The sequence below is a fragment of the Anaerotruncus sp. G3(2012) genome, from assembly GCF_000403395.2.
Taxonomy (GTDB): Bacteria; Bacillota; Clostridia; order Oscillospirales; family Ruminococcaceae; genus Anaerotruncus.
In genome coordinates, this window is the sequence record NZ_KE159668.1 from 1 (window position 1) to 16,787 (window position 16,787).

Below are 16,787 nucleotides of genomic sequence, written 5' to 3' on the forward strand. Positions count from 1 at the left end.
ATTCCAATCGAACCCGGAGATAGCTGGTTCTCCCCGAAATAGCTTTAGGGCTAGCGTTGTATTAGATTACCGGAGGTAAAGCACTGAATAGGCTAGGGGCCGAGAGGTTACTGAACCTTATCAAACTCTGAATGCCGGATAATTGATGTACAGCAGTCAGACTACGTGAGATAAGTCTCGTGGTCAAAAGGGAAAAAGCCCAGACCCACAGCTAAGGTCCCAAATACACGTTAAGTGGAGAAGGATGTGGAGTTGCGAAGACAACCAGGATGTTGGCTTAGAAGCAGCCACTCATTTAAAGAGTGCGTAATAGCTCACTGGTCGAGTGACTCTGCGCCGAAAATGTAACGGGGCTAAACGTGTAACCGAAGCTTGGGATTCCGCAAGGAATGGTAGGGGAGCGTCGTATATGGGGTGAAGTATGAGCGTAAGCGCATGTGGACTATATACGAGTGAGAATGCCGGAATGAGTAGCGAGAATTATGTGAGAATCATAATGGCCGAAAGTCTAAGGTTTCTGGAGGAAGGTTCGTCCGCTCCAGGTTAGCCGGGAGCTAAGGTGAGGCCGAAAGGCGTAGCCGATGCACATACGGTAGAGATTCCGTAGCTGCCGAAAGATTTAAGCAGGAGGACACTGTAGAAGGGTATGACCCGGGCGTTGGTTGCCCCGGGCGAAAGGGACCGAAACATAGTAGGGAAGCATACTTGGATACAGGCGAGAAAAGCCCTGTGAATATCTCAGGCACCCGTACCGCAAACCGACACAGGTAGACAGGAAGAGGATTCTAAGGCCAACGGGAGAAGGGTTGTTAAGGAACTCGGCAAGTTGACCCCGTAACTTAGGGAAAAGGGGTGCTCACGAGAGTGAGCCGCAGAGAATAGGTCCAGGCGACTGTTTAGCAAAAACACAGCTCTATGCTAAATCGAAAGATGACGTATATGGGGTGACACCTGCCCGGTGCCGGAAGGTTAAGAGGAGGAGTGAGAGCTCTGAATTGAAGCCCCGGTAAACGGCGGCCGTAACTATAACGGTCCTAAGGTAGCGAAATTCCTTGTCAGGTAAGTTCTGACCCGCACGAATGGTGTAACGATCTGGACACTGTCTCAACAGCCCGCCCGGCGAAATTGTAGTACCGGTGAAGATGCCGGTTACCCGCGACAAGACGGAAAGACCCCATGGAGCTTTACTGTAGCTTAATATTGGATTTCGGTATTTCATGTACAGGATAGGTGGGAGGCAGAGAAGCGAATACGCCAGTATTCGTGGAGCCGACGTTGGGATACCACTCTTGAGGTACTGGAATTCTAACCTGCGGCCGTGAAACCGGTCGGGGGACATTGTTAGGTGGGCAGTTTGACTGGGGCGGTCGCCTCCAAAAAGGTAACGGAGGCGCTCAAAGGTTCGCTCAGCATGGACGGAAACCATGCCTTTGAGTGTAAACGCAAAAGCGAGCCTAACTGCGAGAGGGACGTCTCGAGCAGTAACGAAAGTTGGAGTTAGTGATCCGGTGGTATGTGAGTGGAAATGCCATCGCTCAACGGATAAAAGCTACCCTGGGGATAACAGGCTGATCTCCCCCAAGAGTCCACATCGTCGGGGAGGTTTGGCACCTCGATGTCGGCTCATCGCATCCTGGGGCTGAATTCGGTCCCAAGGGTTTGGCTGTTCGCCAATTAAAGCGGTACGCGAGCTGGGTTCAGAACGTCGTGAGACAGTTCGGTCCCTATCTGTCGTGGGCGCAGGATATTTGAGAGGAGCTGTCCCTAGTACGAGAGGACCGGGATGGACGCACCTCTGGTGCACCAGTTGTCTTGCCAAAGGCATAGCTGGGCAGCTAAGTGCGGATCGGATAAACGCTGAAGGCATCTAAGCGTGAAGCCGGCCTCAAGATAAGATATGCCACTGCATAAGCAGGTAAGACCCCTTGAAGACTACAAGGTAGATAGGCCACATGTGGAAGCGTCGTGAGGCGTGCAGCAAGGTGGTACTAATCGGTCGAGGGCTTGACCAAGCGAAGAAGAATGGTTGAGGATATGAGTTTTCATTGTTCGATTTTGAGGGTGCGTAAAGCATCTTAGAGAAGATCCGGCGCGGAAGCGGTGAGAGAACAGCTTCCAATCAGGGAAACCTGAGAAAGCTACACGCGCCATTAGCTCAGTTGGTAGAGCAGCTGACTCTTAATCAGCGGGTCCCGGGTTCGAGTCCCTGATGGCGCACCATTAAGGGCGGCATCGTAACCGAAGCAGGAATGCTCGGTTAGAAGTCCGACAGGAGGAGATAAACCGCCAATCGCACAGCGCAGGCTTGTGCTCTTGGACAGGGATTCCTCACTGATCAAATTGCCACTGGCAAATTGATCGGGCGCTCGGACTGATGGCGCACCAAAGCGGCCCGTTGGTCAAGCGGTCAAGACACCGGCCTCTCACGCCGGTAACGCGGGTTCGATTCCCGCACGGGTCACCAAAGGCTGGTGTTTATTACGTTGAGGATCCACCTGTTCCCATTCCGAACACAGAAGTTAAGCTCAACAGTGCCGACAATACTTGGCGGGTGACTGCCTGGGAAGATAGGTCTATGCCAGCTTTATATTCCTCAATAGCTCAGTCGGTAGAGCATGCGGCTGTTAACCGCAGGGTCGTTGGTTCGAGTCCAACTTGGGGAGCCAAATGTACCGCCGTCACTTCGGTGGCGGCACAACTTTTATGGGCCATTAGCTCAGTTGGTCAGAGCCACCGGCTCATAACCGGTTGGTCCGGGGTTCGAGTCCCTGATGGCCCACCATCAAGTTGAGTCATCAATCGGGTTCTTCCCCTTGATTGTTTATAAATAGGGGTATAGCTCAGCTGGTAGAGCAGTGGTCTCCAAAACCACGTGCCGAGGGTTCGAATCCTTCTGCCCCTGCCACTTTCTCTAACAGGTTGGGCGACCTGTAAACGCTGATATAGCTCAGCAGGCAGAGCACATCCTTGGTAAGGATGAGGTCATCGGTTCGAATCCGATTATCAGCTCCATAAGAAACCTTGTAAAGTCACTCTGGTGATTTACAAGGTTTCTTTTTCTAATGTAAAATATTAAAAGAGATTGGATTATCGGTATGGTTTGCGTTGTATGTAGTGCTGTGCGATTTGGACTCAGACAGAGGAGTTGTTTTGCAAAGGAAATCATGGCGATAGTGAAAAAGCATGCATTTTGACGCATGCTTTTTCACTCTAATCCTCTTTTGATCCTTTTGTGTAATTCCGAAATTCATCTTTTAATTCTTTTGGATAGTCTCCGTGTAAAATCTGATCCCGACCAATTTCAATGTAAAGCCAATCCTTGAATTTTTGGGGAGAGGGACGCAAACGAAATAAGCCAGGATCCATCTCATAATGAGAATCAATTCCTGTTTTTTCTGTAAATTCCCGCTCAATACGCAATATCTCTTGACGGCGATACTGATTGATCAAAAAGATGCTTCCAATCACCAGAAAAAATAGGATGAAAAGTGCACCGAGCGCCATACAAGCTTTTTTCATCACTGCGCCCCCAATTCTTGATGTTAGAATGGCCAATAAAATTCAACGGTTACGCTTTTAGAACTCCATGTAATCCCTTGTCTATCATCAAACTTTACACTACCGGTTTGATAAGTTTTTAAAGTAATGCCTTGGTCTAAATATGCATATCGGGGCTGGCTTGTCGAAGTCCATGTTGTAGAATTATTGCCAGAAATCGTTTTTATAGAAGTAACAGACTTCCATCTTCTGTCACTATCTAAGATAGCTTTTAAAGTCTGCTTAATGAGCACTGATCTCAACGAATCTGTTATTTCTTTTTCCCAAAGCTGAGATTTCTCATATGCCATATCGAGCTCTGGATTGGCACGATATGACAATTCCCCTATTGTGTAGGTTTTAATATTCTCCAGTTCCGTTTTAATTCGATACTGATCTTCTGCAAATTCCTCTAGAAACTCGATCGTTTCATCATACTGACGGGCATCCACAGAATGCCCATATATATCTATGACTATATCTGTTTCATACATTGCGTTAATACGGTCAACCGCAATCTTCGCTTGCGTATTGTAATCTACTGGGGAAGCAAACGAGGACACCCCTAAATTCATAATCATAACAACTGCTAAAATTCTACTAAATATTTTTTTCATTGTCAATACTCCTTAAACATTACTTCTTGATACGATTGGTGGACCTTAACTCCCATTTTACAACAAAACGATCACCTCCATTTTTAATTTATAATTAACTATATCATAATATATATAATTTCAATATATTAAAAAATATAAATTTTATATTTCATTTTCTACATTTATTTTCTTACTTGTCAATTTTGTTTGACTGCGGTATACTAAAACTATGACACTCACGCAAAGGAGAATTCCTCTTGGAGAGCTTTATCACTGAAATTTTGCCGCCGTTCCAAGCGCCCTCACGGGACGCCCGCCTCGTACTTTTCACTGACGAGGCCATTCGGCGGGATCGCGCTGAGGTTGCCCGTCAGCTTCACCAATATACCCAATATACCGCAAAATACGGAGTCTACCTCATCAGCGGCCTGCTCGAGCTGGACGGAAATCTCTGTCTCTGTATGTTCGGCCCAAAAGGGGAACCGGTGCTGCGCCAACCTGCGCTGCACCTCTCCTTGCCGCTGCGCACCGCTGGACTGGCAGCGGCGAGTGAGATCGAACTGGCCCGTACCGAACTCGGCAGCTTCTATCTCTGTGTGGATACCGACATCCTCCACCCGCAGACAGTACGGACGGCAGCGCTCAAGGGCGCGGATGTGGTTTTTTCAGTGCAGCATATTGACCCGGTGACAGAAACCTCTGGGCGGATTATGGAATCCGTCTGGAATGCGGCGCAGACCAATAATCTATATGTTGTCAACCTGTCGGGAGGGGCGCGCACTGTTTGCTGCCCCGCGCCGGTCACCCGGGCGGGAGACGGATATCTTGTCCGGCACACCGGGAATTCCCCTTGCCGGTTTGGATTAAATCTAGAACGTCTCGATCAGGTGCGCGAAGGGTTTCCGGTCATGGAGCGGATGAATGCCAGCTTGATCCAAAACTATGCAGAAGAACTTGGATTGGGGAGGTGAGCAGGGATGTCAGGCATCTATCTTGAGCTGCTTTCGTTTTTGATGACCTACCGCGTCACTCCAAAGAAAATCCTGCGGGTGGTTGAGGAGGCGGGGGAATATCCCAAAAACAATCTGGAATATATCGCGCCTGAAACGGTGCGGGTGGCAGCGGTCCAGCTCAATATTCATCCCTATACCGGTGTACGGGAATATGTGGGCGAGATGCTGGGACATGCGCGTGCTGCCGCGGAAGCGGGCGCACAGATGGTCGTTTACCCGGAATATGTTGGTCTGCTCGCGGGCACGATGATCCCGGGGTTTGACCGTCTGCTCAACAAGGTGGTCGCCGAGCGGTTCTCCAAGGACGGCCGGATCGTTTTGCATCCTGACCAGGTTGCTGCCTATGCGGAGGCGTTTGGGGAGTATCTCCAGGAGGCATATTTTTATACCTTCAGTGCGATTGCACGCTCCCAGCATCTCTATGTAGTGGCGGGGAGCTGCCCCTACTACGAGGAGGGGCAGATCTATAACCGTTCGATGGTATTTGACCCGCTGGGCAATACGGCCGGGACACAGGACAAGACTTCAGCGCTTGGGCTGGATGAAGCTCTTGGAGTGACAGTTTCCGATCAGATGGAGATCGTCGAGACCCCTATGGGAAAGGTCGCGGTGGTGCTGGGATCGGATGCTTACTACTTCGAATGTTTCCGGATCGCGCGGCAGAAGGGGGCAAGGATTGTCGCGGTGCCGGATGCAGGTGGAGGCCCTGTGATGCACGATCTGCTTCGCTGCCGTGCCCAGCAGGAGGGGCTTTATCTGCTCCATGCCTGCCTGACCGGAGAACAGCAGAAGTCGCGTGCAGCGATCCTCGCGCCGTTCGACATCACCCCCGACCGGAATGGAATCCTTTCGATGCTCGAAACCCATGAGCCAAACATGACTGCGTCGCGGATCAATCTGCAAAAGCTGGAAAACCTTTTCCACGAGAGCGAGCCGAACCGCGCCTTCCTCACAGGGGATTACCTGCGCAGCTACCGCTATAGCGGAATGGTACTCACCCCGCCTGAACTGCCGGGATAACCTGCAACGTTCCTTCTATAAGGAACTGGCCGAAAATCCGCAGGACAGCCGCGCCTGGTTTGGGCGGAATTTTGCATAGAATATAGTTGCATGGATTCGGTGAAGATGATATAGTAATAGAAGCATTTTGAGTACGCGGAGGAATCAGTTTGTCAAACTATCAAAAAGAGATTGAACGCCGCCGGACGTTCGCAATCATCTCGCATCCGGATGCGGGAAAAACCACCCTGACTGAAAAATTCCTGCTTTATGGGGGAGCGATCCAGCTTGCAGGTTCGGTCAAGGGGAAAAAAACGGCGCGTCACGCGGTTTCCGACTGGATGGAGATTGAAAAGCAGCGCGGGATTTCGGTCACCTCGTCGGTTATGCAGTTCAATTACAACGGCTTCTGTATCAACATCCTCGATACCCCTGGGCATCAGGATTTTTCGGAGGACACCTACCGCACCCTGATGGCGGCGGATTCGGCTGTTATGGTGATCGACGCGGCAAAAGGGGTAGAGCCGCAAACCCGCAAGCTTTTCAAGGTCTGCGTCATGCGAAATATCCCAATTTTTACCTTCATCAATAAGATGGACCGCGAGTCCCGCAACCCGTTTGACCTGATGGAGCAGATCGAGCAGGAGCTGGGCATCCAGACCTATCCGGTCAACTGGCCGATCGGATGCAGCAAGGAATTCAAAGGGGTGTTCGACCGCGGCAAACGGGAGATCATCAAGTTTACTTCGGATGGGTTGGCCAACGGAGTCCGGCAGGTGGAGAAGGAGAAGCTCGAGCTGGACGATCCCCGTCTCGCCGAACTGATCGGGCCAGCCCTGCATGAGACACTGGTTGATGACATTGAGCTGCTCGACGGCGCAAGCTACGAATTTGACATGGAAAAGGTGCAGAGCGGCAGGCTCTCACCGGTCTTTTTCGGGTCTGCGCTCACCAACTTCGGCGTGGAACCGTTTCTGGAGGAGTTCCTCTGGATGACCCCGCCGCCGCTTGCGCGGGAGTCCAGTGAAGGGCGGATAGACCCGTTCAGCCCGGATTTTTCGGCGTTTGTCTTTAAAATTCAGGCGAATATGAACAAGGCCCACCGCGACAGGATCGCGTTTATGCGCATCTGCTCGGGCGCGTTCGACAAAGGCATGGAGGTCCTGCATGTGCAGGGGGGCAAAAAGATCAAGCTGGCCCAGCCCCAGCAGCTGATGGCGCAGGAGCGCGAGATCATCGAAAAGGCGTATGCAGGGGACATTATCGGCGTGTTCGACCCGGGCATCTTTTCGATTGGGGACACCCTCTGCGCGCCGGGCAGAAAGTTCACATTCGGCGGCATCCCTACCTTTGCCCCCGAGCATTTCTGCCGGGTGCGCCAGCTCGACAGCCTCAAACGCAAACAGTTTGTCAAAGGCACCACCCAGATCGCGCAGGAAGGCGCCATCCAGATCTTCCACGAACCGCTTACCGGTATGGAAGAGGTCATTGTCGGGGTGGTGGGGACCCTACAGTTTGAGGTTTTTGAATACCGTCTGAAAAATGAGTACAATGTTGATATCCGGATGGAGGGGCTGCCTTACCAGTATATCCGCTGGATTGAAAATGAGGAGGTCGACCCCAAAAAGCTCGACTTAAGTTCAGATACCAAGGTGGTGCAGGACTTCCGCGACCGGTATCTGCTGCTCTTCACCGATGAGTGGAATATCCGCTGGGCGACCGACCGCAACCCTGGGCTGATCCTGTCTGAATTTGGCAGGGTGTGAGCGCTGCATGGATTCCAAAAAAAGAAGCGTGCTTTTGGTTCAAAGCACGCTTCTTTTATTTTCCCCAATCGGCGCTGGGAAGGAACCCTGCGGCAAATCCAGTATTATAAATCAATATCAACCTGATAACAGTCATCAATCAAGAGATAGTTGCAGCCGTATTTTTGGCACAGTTCAGAATAATGTGCGTTTTCCGCGAGGACAGACGTGATGGTACACCCTGTATCATCCAGGCGCTGCTCGATTTCGTTCGCGTGTTCTTTTATGTCAGAAAAATGCTGCTCAATATAGTTTCGGCTCATCAAAAGACAGTAGTAGTGAATGTCATTGAGATATTCCTCGGCAAACTCTTCTTTCCAGGTAAAAGGAATGTAGCAGCCCTCAACGATGAGATTTTGCTTATTTTCAATAGCGGTCTTTATAATTTCCCGAACAATAGGCCACAAATAGGCCTGCAATTTGTCGTCATCCTCAGGGGTTAGTCCGGTATTCCCGCTTCGGATCAGCCCCATTTTTAAATGGTCGATGGATAGATACGGATACTTGTATTTTTCAAGCAGCTTTTGTGACAATACGGTTTTGCCTGTATGAGAAGCACCGGTAATTAAAAGAACCATGGTTTTCCCTCGTCGATTTTAGGTCACTTTATCGTTTTGATTCCACCATTCTGGATATCATCTTTATGATTTCCCGTTCCTGGCCTTCTCCAGAATATCAGCGAGAGACAGGTCGTGCGGCCGGTTAAAGCGGTTCAGATGGTAAAGCTGTTCCGGGTCACCCGTCAGATAGTTGAGCTTTTCCTGGCAGGTGAGGGCGGCCGAGAAGCCCATCTGTTTGAGGACCGGGAGTGCTTCCGGGCTGATCTGCCCGAACGGGTAGGTAAAGGTGGTGGGCGTCCAGCCGCGCAGGTTCTCCTGACAGGCTTTCTGCATCTGGGAGAGGTCCTCCGAGAGCAGCTTCTGGTAGAGGACTGGGCTTTCCCCACGCTTCATCTTTGCTCCATGACGTCCGTTCTCGTTGAGATGGAGATTATAAGAGTGGTTCTGTACCTCCACCAGCCCGCTCTCCTGAAGCAGCGCAAGCTGGTTCCATGTGCAGTGGGAATACCGGATGTGGTGGTCGTCTACCCGGGTATACTGGTCGGCATAGGTGCCGACCACCGAAAAGACCGCCTTGAAGCCGAACTCTTTCAGAATCGGATAAGCGTATTCATGGAAACTCTCATATCCGTCGTCAAAGGTAATCATGACCGGTTTGTCGGGCAGCGGCACCCCCTCCTGCACGAACAGGAGCAGGTCCTGCATCAATACCGGGGTATAGCCATTGTCCTGAAGGTACTGCATGTCGCGCCGGAATTCATCGGGCGATATGGTGTATTTGTTCAGCCGGGACTGATCCTTCAGGATGTGATGGTACATCACAATCGGCAGTTCAATCCCCTCCGGCTGGGCCGAGGCATTGGCGGCGACCGCTACACGCGCGACGATCCCGGCGACCGAGACGATCAGCGCCAGCGCAACCGGCAGGATCAGTTTATCTATCAGCTTCATCTGCATCACTTCCTGAAACGCATTGTTGGTTTCAGTCTATGTTGCGGACAAACCGTCTTATACCGCTTTTGCCGGGCCTGCACAGGTTTTGCAGGCAGGCGTGCGGCACCCCGGCCCCAAAAGCGGGATGCCTGCTTCCATCATCGTTTTACAGCAGCCCGATACCCGCCGGGGGCGGAATGGCTGTGTTCCCGGTCTGTTTGTCGGAGACGGAACCCCTCAACCAGCTCTTTCAGCATCTGCGCCTGATCCGAAAGGCCCTCGCTTGCCGCTGCGGATTGCTCGGCGGTCGACGAGTTGGTCTGTACGACACCGGAAATCTGGTCGATTTCGAGGGTGATCTGGGAGATTGCTTCCGCCTGGGAACTGCTTGCTTCCGAGATCAGGTCGACGGTTTCAGCAACTTTTTTTGCACCTTTTACTGCCTGCTGGAGTGACTGCGCAGTTTCATCCGAAATCTGCGAACCATTTTGTACGGCATGGATCGCGCTTTCGATCAGCTGTGCCGTATTTTTAGAGGCTTCGGCCGATTTGCCCGCCAGATTGCGCACCTCGTCCGCCACGACGGCGAATCCCTTGCCTGCCGAACCGGCCCGCGCCGCTTCCACGGCGGCGTTCAGCGCCAGAATATCGGTCTGGAACGCGATGTCCTCGATCACCTTGAGAATCTTGCCGATCTCGTTTGAACTGCGGGTGATCTCATCCATCGCCTGCGTCACGCGCTGCATCCTGCCGTTACATTCTTCCATGTAATCGCCAACCTGGTTGGCGATTGAGCGCGCCCGCTGCGCGTGTTCGGCGGTCTGGGAGATCTGCGCAGAGATGCCAGCCGCTGTGGCGGAAAGCGTTTCGACCGAGCTGGCCTGCTGGCTTGCCCCAAGTGCCAGCGCGTGTGCGCCCTCCGCGACCTGGCCTGAACCGGTTGCCACCTGATCCGCGCTCCGGCTGATCCGGGACATGGTCTGGTTCAACTGCCCGGCGATTGAGCGGATGGAGGCCAGCAGCGGCTGGAACCCACCGGTATATTCCAGTTCACAGGAGGAATCGACGGTAAAATCCCCTGCCGCCATGCCAGCGAGAAACGCGTTTTCATCCTCAATGATCGCCCGCAGCTTTCGGACCAGTTCCCGTACCTGGTCCGAAAGCACTCCAAGTTCGTCCCTTGATTGGTAGCGGATTTCAATATCGAGGTTTCCCTTGGCCATCTCGATTGCGGCCCTTTCGATCTCTGCAACCGGCGCCTGCACCCCTCGGGTGACTGCCATTGCCAGAAGGATGCCGATCACTGCTAGCGCCACGATCAACACTGCCATAATGCAGATCATATACTGATAAACCCGCTCCGAGGACAGCTTCGCCTGCTCCGCATTCATGGTGCTGGCGTCGGTCATCTCCTGAAAGGTCGCGCTCAGGATGTCGTAAGCGGGCTTGCCTTCCTCATCCAGCACGCTGCGTGCCTCATAAAACCGGCCCTGCTGCCCGAGGCGGAGCAGATGGCTGTGAATCTCCAGATAGTTTCCCCATTCTTTTTTTGCCTGCTCCAGACTGGTTCGGTCGGTTCCCTCCATCAGTGTTTTTTCATAGTCCAGCAGCAGTGCATCCATCTCCGATTGAAGCTGCGCCATGTTGGCACTGCTCGCCTCCCGCTTTTCGTCCGAGGTTGCGGTGACATACCGCAGCTCGTTCAGACAGAAATCAGCGATGATGGTATTCATCATGCGGGATTCGTTGACCCCGTTCAGCCAGACATCGGAGATTTCCGCAGTCTCGTCGTTCATCCGCCCAATCATCAGCAGGGAAAGCACCCCGACAGCCAGCATCCCTACCAGCATCAACCCTGCAAGAAGATAAAGTTTTGCTCTGATCTTCAGATTCCGAATCAACCAACGCATGGTATCGCCCCCTCTGTACAATGTTCCATGTACCTCTTGCCATTGCTCTCAGTATAGCGCAATACGCATCGAAAATCCACAGTTTTCTAACGCCTGTTTGTGAAAAATCCAAAAAAACCGCTCCGGATGCAGCTTTTGCACCCGGAACGGTTTCGGTCAGGCTTGGCTGTAGTCGTAGAAAAAGAGGTTCAGGTCAACGCTGTTTGGGATGCCTGCCACCCGTCCTTTTGGACTGTACTGCCATATTTTGAAATCATACGGGAAAAACGGAACCTGATAATACTGTGCCATCCAGAGCGGGTATCCCTCCAACTGGGCCATGTCCAGATTTTCGATCAGAAATTTGCTGTAGGAATAATACATGGAGTCATAGCCGGCGGACCGGATGGTGTCACAAAATGCTTTGACGATATTGGTGGCGGTCTGTACCCCCATCCGGTAGGTGCGGTAGGCGGTCGTCTGGGCGCCCTCGATATCGAATACAATCGGCAGGCTGAGCTGATAGTCCCCCAGATTGTCCAGTACGAATTCCGCCTCCTCGATGGCCTCAGCCCGGCTGACCGCCTGCGAATAGAAGTAGACCCCGACCTGCACCCCCGCATTGGCCGCGCCGCGCATATTCTGGTGGAATTTGCTGTCAACATGGAGTTTCCCTTCGGTATACCCCCGGTAGCCCAGCCGGATAAAAGCATAGTTTACACCGTCGTTTTTGACGGCATTCCAGTTGATATCCCCCTGGAATGCGGATACGTCGATCATTTTGATCCCAGTGAATAGCCCGTCGTCATACCGCTTGTCCCGGCTGCTGTCCTTCAGATAGTCCCAGTCATAGCTGTTTTTGCGCAGCGAAGGGTCAACCGGTATGTACTCGTATCCGTTCCCTTTTTTAAAGACGAACATGTTGTCCACAAAACGCTGGACATACTGCGCAGGCAGCTGGTATTCAACCGCCAGGCTTGTCAGCTCCCGCTGGGTCAGCCCGTCCAGGTCTGCAATCTCCCGGAGAAAATCCTCGTCAATGTCATAGTCTTCCGCCAGATTCCACAGGCTGGTCACCGGGATCAGGCTGGCGGCTTCCTGCGCGATCCCCTGCTGCACAGGCTCCAGCCCCTCCGGATAGGCGGCGCCGGTCTGCAAAATCCCTGCGCATACCGCTGCTGCGCACAGCAGTGCCCGCATCCGCTTCGTGCCTCTGTTCCAATTCATGTTTGCAATTTCCCCTTTTTTCGACAGAATTCCTCTCCATTATAATGTATCCGGCGCAAAGCTGCAAGCTTTATCCTGTGGAAAATGCAGGGCTTCTGACTGCCGGTTGCTGGCAGAGGGGCCTTGCTCGGAACAGAGACGGGAAATGGCTTCACAAAAAGTTTAGGAGACAAATAAAAAACCTGCAAATCAGCTTCTAAACTGATCAACAGGTCTTTCAGGATGGTCGAGGTGACAAGACTTGAACTTGCGGCCTCTGCGTCCCGAACGCAGCGCTCTACCAAACTGAGCCACACCTCGAAGAGAAGTGACTGAAACATAGTGGCTGCCCGACTAGGATTTGAACCCAGACAAACAGAGTCAGAGTCTGTCGTGCTACCATTACACAATCGGGCAATATGTTTCAGTCACAAGTCATATTATACTTCAACTTTTCAAAAAGTCAATACCTTTTCTGACAATTTCGAGAAAAAGATGAAAATTTTTTGGGCTGTGCTGGAATGCCTTTTCCTTTTGGACGGATGGGTGCTGCAAAAGATACCGATACTATTTTCGAGCCCAAAAGGATAAAATAGAAAAAAACAAAAAAAGACTTGATTATATACTTTTTTGGTGTATAATAAAGGCAGTAAAACATTATGGGTACAGGAGGAATTTCCAGATGTCAGTTCAACATTTTACGAAAGATACCTTTCAGGCCAGCGTACTTGAGAGCACAGGTGTCGTGCTTGTAGATTTCTGGGCGCAGTGGTGCGGCCCCTGCCAGATGCTTGGCCCGGTGATCGAGCAGCTCGGCAGCGAGATGGATGGCAAAGCGGTGGTTGGAAAGGTAGACATCGACGAGCAGCCCGAATTGCGCGACCAGTACGGGATCATGTCGATCCCGACCCTGATCGTTTTTAAAGACGGGAAAGAAGTCAGCCGCGTATTGGGTGTACAGCCCAAGCAGGCGCTGGTCCAGATGATCGAAAACGCATAGGAGCCTGTTTCGTTTGCCGGGATCGGGAAGGACAATCCCGGCCCGGTTTTCCCCGGACAAAAAACTCCCCCTGCTGCGCCTGAACCGGCAGCAGGGGGAGTTTCGTTTTTCAGCCCAACAGCAGTTTGTCATCCGCTTCGTCCGAACCGGTTGCCTGCCCGAACTTTGCAAGCAGGTCTTCCACTGTGAGTTTCTTTTTCGCTTCACCGGAAATATCCAGAGCGATTTTTCCTTCATGCATCATGATGAGACGGTTGCCATGAACGATGGCGTCCCGCATGTTGTGCGTAATCATCAGCGTTGTCAGATGGTCCTTTTGGACAATCCGTTCGGTCGTATCCAGGACCTTTGCCGCTGTTTTGGGGTCCAGCGCAGCGGTATGCTCATCCAGCAGCAGCAAACGCGGCTTTTGCAGGGTCGCCATCAAAAGGGTCAGCGCCTGTCGCTGACCGCCGGAGAGCAGCCCCACCTTGGAAGTCAGCCGCTCCTCCAGCCCCAAATCCAGGATTTTCAGCAGTTCGTAATATTCCTCCCGTTCCTTTTTGGTGATGCCGGTGCGCAGGGTACGGGCCTTTCCGCGGCGTGCAGCCAGCGCCAGGTTTTCCTCGATCTGCATGGTGGCGGCGGTCCCCATCATCGGGTCCTGAAAGACACGTCCGATATAGCGGGCACGTTTATGCTCAGGCAGGCTGGTGACATCGGTATCCCCAATCGAGATACTGCCCGAATCGACCATCCATACGCCGGCAACCGCGTTCAGCAGGGTGGACTTGCCTGCGCCGTTCCCGCCGATCACAGTGGCAAAGTCGCCGTCCTTCAGGCACAGGGAAACGTCATTCAGAGCAGTTTTTTCGTTGACGGTGCCGGCGTTGAAGGTCTTGAAGATATTTTTGATGTCAAGCATGGACTTTGCCTCCTTTCTTTACGGGTTTGGAAAAGGAGCGGGCTTTCCAATAGGGGATTGCCAGGAAAATGGCTACGATAACAGCTGAAATCAGCTTTAAATAGTTGGTGTCAATTCCGCTCAGGCTTACCACCGCCTGTATGACGACATAATAGATCATTGAGCCGATCGAGACCGCCAGCAGCCGCAGGGCAAAGTTGTGGAACAGTTTCGAGAACAGTACCTGCCCGATAATGACCGCAGCCAGCCCGATCACGATTGCGCCCTTGCCCATGCTGGCATCAGCGAAGCTCTGGTATTGGGACAGCAGCGCCCCGGAAAATGCAACCAGCCCGTTGGAAAGCATCAATCCCAGGACCTTGTTGCGCTCGGTATGGATGCCCTGTGCGCGGGCCATGTTCTGGTTTGCACCAGTCGCACGCAGGGAGGCGCCCAGTTCGGTGCCAAAGAACCAATACAGGACCGCGATCGTTGCGATAGTAAACAGGCCCACCACAAAGATCGGGTGGCGGGTGAAAGGTCGTGTGCCCTTGGCCACATCCTGCACAAAACGCAGGGAGACCAGCAGTTTATCCAGATTTTCGGGATTGGTGACATTGATCGCAACATTGGCTTTCATCCCCATGATGGCCAGATTGATCGACCACAGGCCGAGCTGTGTCAGGATCCCTGCCAGAATCGCGGGAATTCCACAGACCGTGTGCAGGAGACCGGTTGCTATGCCGGTTGCCATTCCCGCCAGCAGCGCGGCAAAAAGCGCCAGCCAGACATTTGCACCAGAGCCGAACAATACCACGAAGACAGCGCCCCCGGTACAGAACGACCCATCCACCGTCAGGTCCGCAATATCCAGAATCTGGTATGTGATATATACGCCAATCGCCATGATTCCCCAGATCAATCCCTGGGATATGGCCCCTGGCAGCGTACCAATAAAAGAGATCATCGGAATCTCCTCCTCCATATGATTGATGCCGCTTTCAGGCAAACCCGCGTTATACACAATAGCGGAAAAGGGGAACCCCTTTTCCGCCATGGGTCAGCAGCTTTCGCCGGTTGACATTATGCAGCAGCTTCGATTGCAACGTAGCCTTCCGGCGGTGTAAGGCCCAGAGCCTCGCACATCGGAGGGTTATATTTCTTCACAAATTCCGGCGCATACGCGATCGGCATGGTAGAGATGTCATCTTCGCCCGTCAGGATTTTTGCGGCCATTTCACCGGTCTTGTAGCCGATATCATAGTAGCTGATGGAAAGGGTTGCAACACCGCACCCGGCGGCAAGCCCTTCCTCGCCGGCAAACACCGGTATCGAGCCATGGCAGATGTTATCGATAATCGGGGTGTTGGAGGCAGCGGTATTGTCGGTAGGTACATAGAGCAGATCGCTGTTGTCGGCTGCGGTCTGGACAACAGCCGCAATATCGTTCGAGTCGGAGAAGGGGTATTGGGTGCAGGTGTAGCCCAGGCTTTCCAGCTCTGCCTGGACGGTGTCTACCTGATACTGGCTGTTTGCCTCGTTGGAACAGTAGACCAGGCCGACGTTCTTTGCATCCGGACACCACTCTTTGATCATGGCCGCCTGTTGATCCAGCGGGGCCAGATCAGAGGTGCCGGAGATGTTGCCGCCCACTGTGCCGGAAAAATCTGTAATCCCAAACGCGACGCCGTACTCGGTGACCGAGGTGCCCAGAATCGGGATATCTGCGGTCGCGGTTGCAGCTGCCTGCAACGCCGGGGTTGCGTTCGCCATGATAAGGTCCACATTTTTGGACACAAAGGAATTGGCGATCGTCGCGCAGGTAGCGGGGTCATTGGCCGCATTCTGGTAATCAAAGGTCACCTGGCCGGGGAGCCATTTGTTAAGCGCATCCTGAAAGCCTTCAGTGGCTGCATCCAGTGCGGGATGTGTAACCAGCTGTGAGATACCGACTACATAGGCGTCTTTTTTTTCGGTCGGATCAGCAGGCGCTGCCTGGCTGGAAGCCTGAGACGGGTTGTTCTCCGTACCGGCAGAGGAAGCCGCCGGCTGGCTGCTGGTGCCGCCACAGGCGCCCAGAGATACCGCCAGAGCCAGCGCAAGCACCAGCATGAAGGGTTTAGAAGTCTTTCTCATTCAAAATTCCTCCAGTTTTTACAATTCAACGCTTTACCGCTTTTTGTTATAAAAGCAACAGCGCAAAAAAAGAATGTGATTTCTCACGCGAATAAGTATAGCGCGTTCTGCCGCTGCTGTCAAGAAAAACATTCCGGCCCACGCAGGCTGCCGCCCCAAGAATCTGTTGCGTATTTTATTGATGCAAGGGGGCTTTTTCACTTGCAAAAAGCCCCCTCTTGCCGCTT

General features: G+C 52.6%; 13 protein-coding genes, 8 tRNA genes and 2 rRNA genes. 12 read left to right on the forward strand and 11 right to left on the reverse strand.

Features of this window, described 5'->3' with window-relative positions; translation table 11 throughout:
* The 8 genes from C814_RS0104495 to C814_RS11870 form a co-directional block, all read left to right on the forward strand.
* Window positions 1-2,012 (forward strand): 23S ribosomal RNA (locus C814_RS0104495); the annotation flags it as partial.
* Window positions 2,013-2,144: 132 nt separating this feature from the next.
* A tRNA-Lys gene (locus C814_RS11840) sits at window positions 2,145-2,220 on the forward strand.
* Window positions 2,221-2,389: 169 nt separating this feature from the next.
* Window positions 2,390-2,464: transfer RNA gene (locus tag C814_RS11845), tRNA-Glu, on the forward strand.
* 3 nt (window positions 2,465-2,467) lie between these two features.
* A 5S ribosomal RNA gene (gene rrf / locus C814_RS11850) occupies window positions 2,468-2,584 on the forward strand.
* A gap of 6 nt (window positions 2,585-2,590) precedes the next feature.
* Window positions 2,591-2,666: transfer RNA gene (locus tag C814_RS11855), tRNA-Asn, on the forward strand.
* Between the two features lie 39 nt (window positions 2,667-2,705).
* Window positions 2,706-2,782: transfer RNA gene (locus tag C814_RS11860), tRNA-Ile, on the forward strand.
* A 47-nt stretch (window positions 2,783-2,829) separates the two neighbouring features.
* A tRNA-Trp gene (locus tag C814_RS11865) sits at window positions 2,830-2,905 on the forward strand.
* A gap of 31 nt (window positions 2,906-2,936) precedes the next feature.
* Window positions 2,937-3,012, forward strand: a tRNA-Thr gene (locus tag C814_RS11870).
* 198 nt (window positions 3,013-3,210) lie between these two features.
* On the opposite strand, the gene C814_RS11875 is transcribed toward C814_RS11870, so the two are convergent.
* Window positions 3,211-3,519, reverse strand: coding sequence for a hypothetical protein (locus tag C814_RS11875; RefSeq protein ID WP_016315546.1), 309 nt, complete (start codon window positions 3,517-3,519; stop codon window positions 3,211-3,213).
* 23 nt (window positions 3,520-3,542) lie between these two features.
* Window positions 3,543-4,154: a hypothetical protein gene (locus C814_RS11880; RefSeq protein WP_016315547.1), complete on the reverse strand. Its 612-nt coding sequence runs from the start codon at window positions 4,152-4,154 to the stop codon at window positions 3,543-3,545.
* Between the two features lie 239 nt (window positions 4,155-4,393).
* Between C814_RS11880 and C814_RS11885 the strand changes: the two genes are divergently transcribed.
* The 3 genes from C814_RS11885 (at window position 4,394) to C814_RS11895 (ending at window position 7,914) form a co-directional block, all read left to right on the forward strand.
* Window positions 4,394-5,107 carry a carbon-nitrogen hydrolase family protein gene (locus C814_RS11885; protein WP_016315548.1) on the forward strand — a complete coding sequence of 238 codons (714 nt, stop codon included), beginning with the start codon at window positions 4,394-4,396 and terminating at the stop codon, window positions 5,105-5,107.
* 6 nt (window positions 5,108-5,113) lie between these two features.
* Window positions 5,114-6,169: a nitrilase-related carbon-nitrogen hydrolase gene (locus tag C814_RS11890; protein WP_016315549.1), complete on the forward strand. Its 1,056-nt coding sequence runs from the start codon at window positions 5,114-5,116 to the stop codon at window positions 6,167-6,169.
* 149 nt (window positions 6,170-6,318) lie between these two features.
* Window positions 6,319-7,914 carry a peptide chain release factor 3 gene (locus C814_RS11895; RefSeq protein ID WP_016315550.1) on the forward strand — a complete coding sequence of 532 codons (1,596 nt, stop codon included), beginning with the start codon at window positions 6,319-6,321 and terminating at the stop codon, window positions 7,912-7,914.
* A gap of 104 nt (window positions 7,915-8,018) precedes the next feature.
* Here C814_RS11895 and C814_RS11900 read toward each other — a convergent pair whose 3' ends face one another.
* The 6 genes from C814_RS11900 to C814_RS11925 form a co-directional block, all read right to left on the reverse strand.
* Window positions 8,019-8,531 (reverse strand): ATP-binding protein, encoded by a 513-nt coding sequence (locus C814_RS11900; protein WP_016315551.1) that lies wholly within the window; start codon window positions 8,529-8,531, stop codon window positions 8,019-8,021.
* Window positions 8,532-8,594: 63 nt separating this feature from the next.
* On the reverse strand, window positions 8,595-9,464 hold the full coding sequence (locus C814_RS11905; RefSeq protein WP_016315552.1) for a polysaccharide deacetylase family protein: 870 nt from the start codon (window positions 9,462-9,464) through the stop codon (window positions 8,595-8,597).
* 140 nt (window positions 9,465-9,604) lie between these two features.
* Window positions 9,605-11,356, reverse strand: coding sequence for a methyl-accepting chemotaxis protein (locus C814_RS11910; protein ID WP_016315553.1), 1,752 nt, complete (start codon window positions 11,354-11,356; stop codon window positions 9,605-9,607).
* Window positions 11,357-11,512: 156 nt separating this feature from the next.
* A complete protein-coding gene (locus C814_RS0104500; protein ID WP_022788357.1) occupies window positions 11,513-12,562 on the reverse strand; it encodes a glycoside hydrolase family 25 protein in 1,050 nt (349 codons plus the stop codon).
* Between the two features lie 223 nt (window positions 12,563-12,785).
* Window positions 12,786-12,862: transfer RNA gene (locus C814_RS11920), tRNA-Pro, on the reverse strand.
* A gap of 22 nt (window positions 12,863-12,884) precedes the next feature.
* Window positions 12,885-12,958, reverse strand: a tRNA-Gln gene (locus C814_RS11925).
* A 265-nt stretch (window positions 12,959-13,223) separates the two neighbouring features.
* On the opposite strand from C814_RS11925, the gene trxA reads away from it, so the two are divergent.
* On the forward strand, window positions 13,224-13,541 hold the full coding sequence (trxA, locus tag C814_RS11930; protein ID WP_016315555.1) for a thioredoxin: 318 nt from the start codon (window positions 13,224-13,226) through the stop codon (window positions 13,539-13,541).
* Window positions 13,542-13,650: 109 nt separating this feature from the next.
* Here trxA and C814_RS11935 read toward each other — a convergent pair whose 3' ends face one another.
* The 3 genes from C814_RS11935 to C814_RS11945 form a co-directional block, all read right to left on the reverse strand.
* On the reverse strand, window positions 13,651-14,445 hold the full coding sequence (locus C814_RS11935; protein ID WP_016315556.1) for an ABC transporter ATP-binding protein: 795 nt from the start codon (window positions 14,443-14,445) through the stop codon (window positions 13,651-13,653).
* Window positions 14,438-15,391: an ABC transporter permease gene (locus tag C814_RS11940; RefSeq protein WP_016315557.1), complete on the reverse strand. Its 954-nt coding sequence runs from the start codon at window positions 15,389-15,391 to the stop codon at window positions 14,438-14,440. Before C814_RS11940 ends, C814_RS11935 begins: the two co-directional genes overlap by 8 nt.
* Window positions 15,392-15,507: 116 nt before the next feature.
* Entirely contained in the window at window positions 15,508-16,560 is a 1,053-nt protein-coding gene (locus C814_RS11945) for an ABC transporter substrate-binding protein (protein ID WP_016315558.1), read from the reverse strand.
* Window positions 16,561-16,787 lie beyond the last annotated feature (227 nt).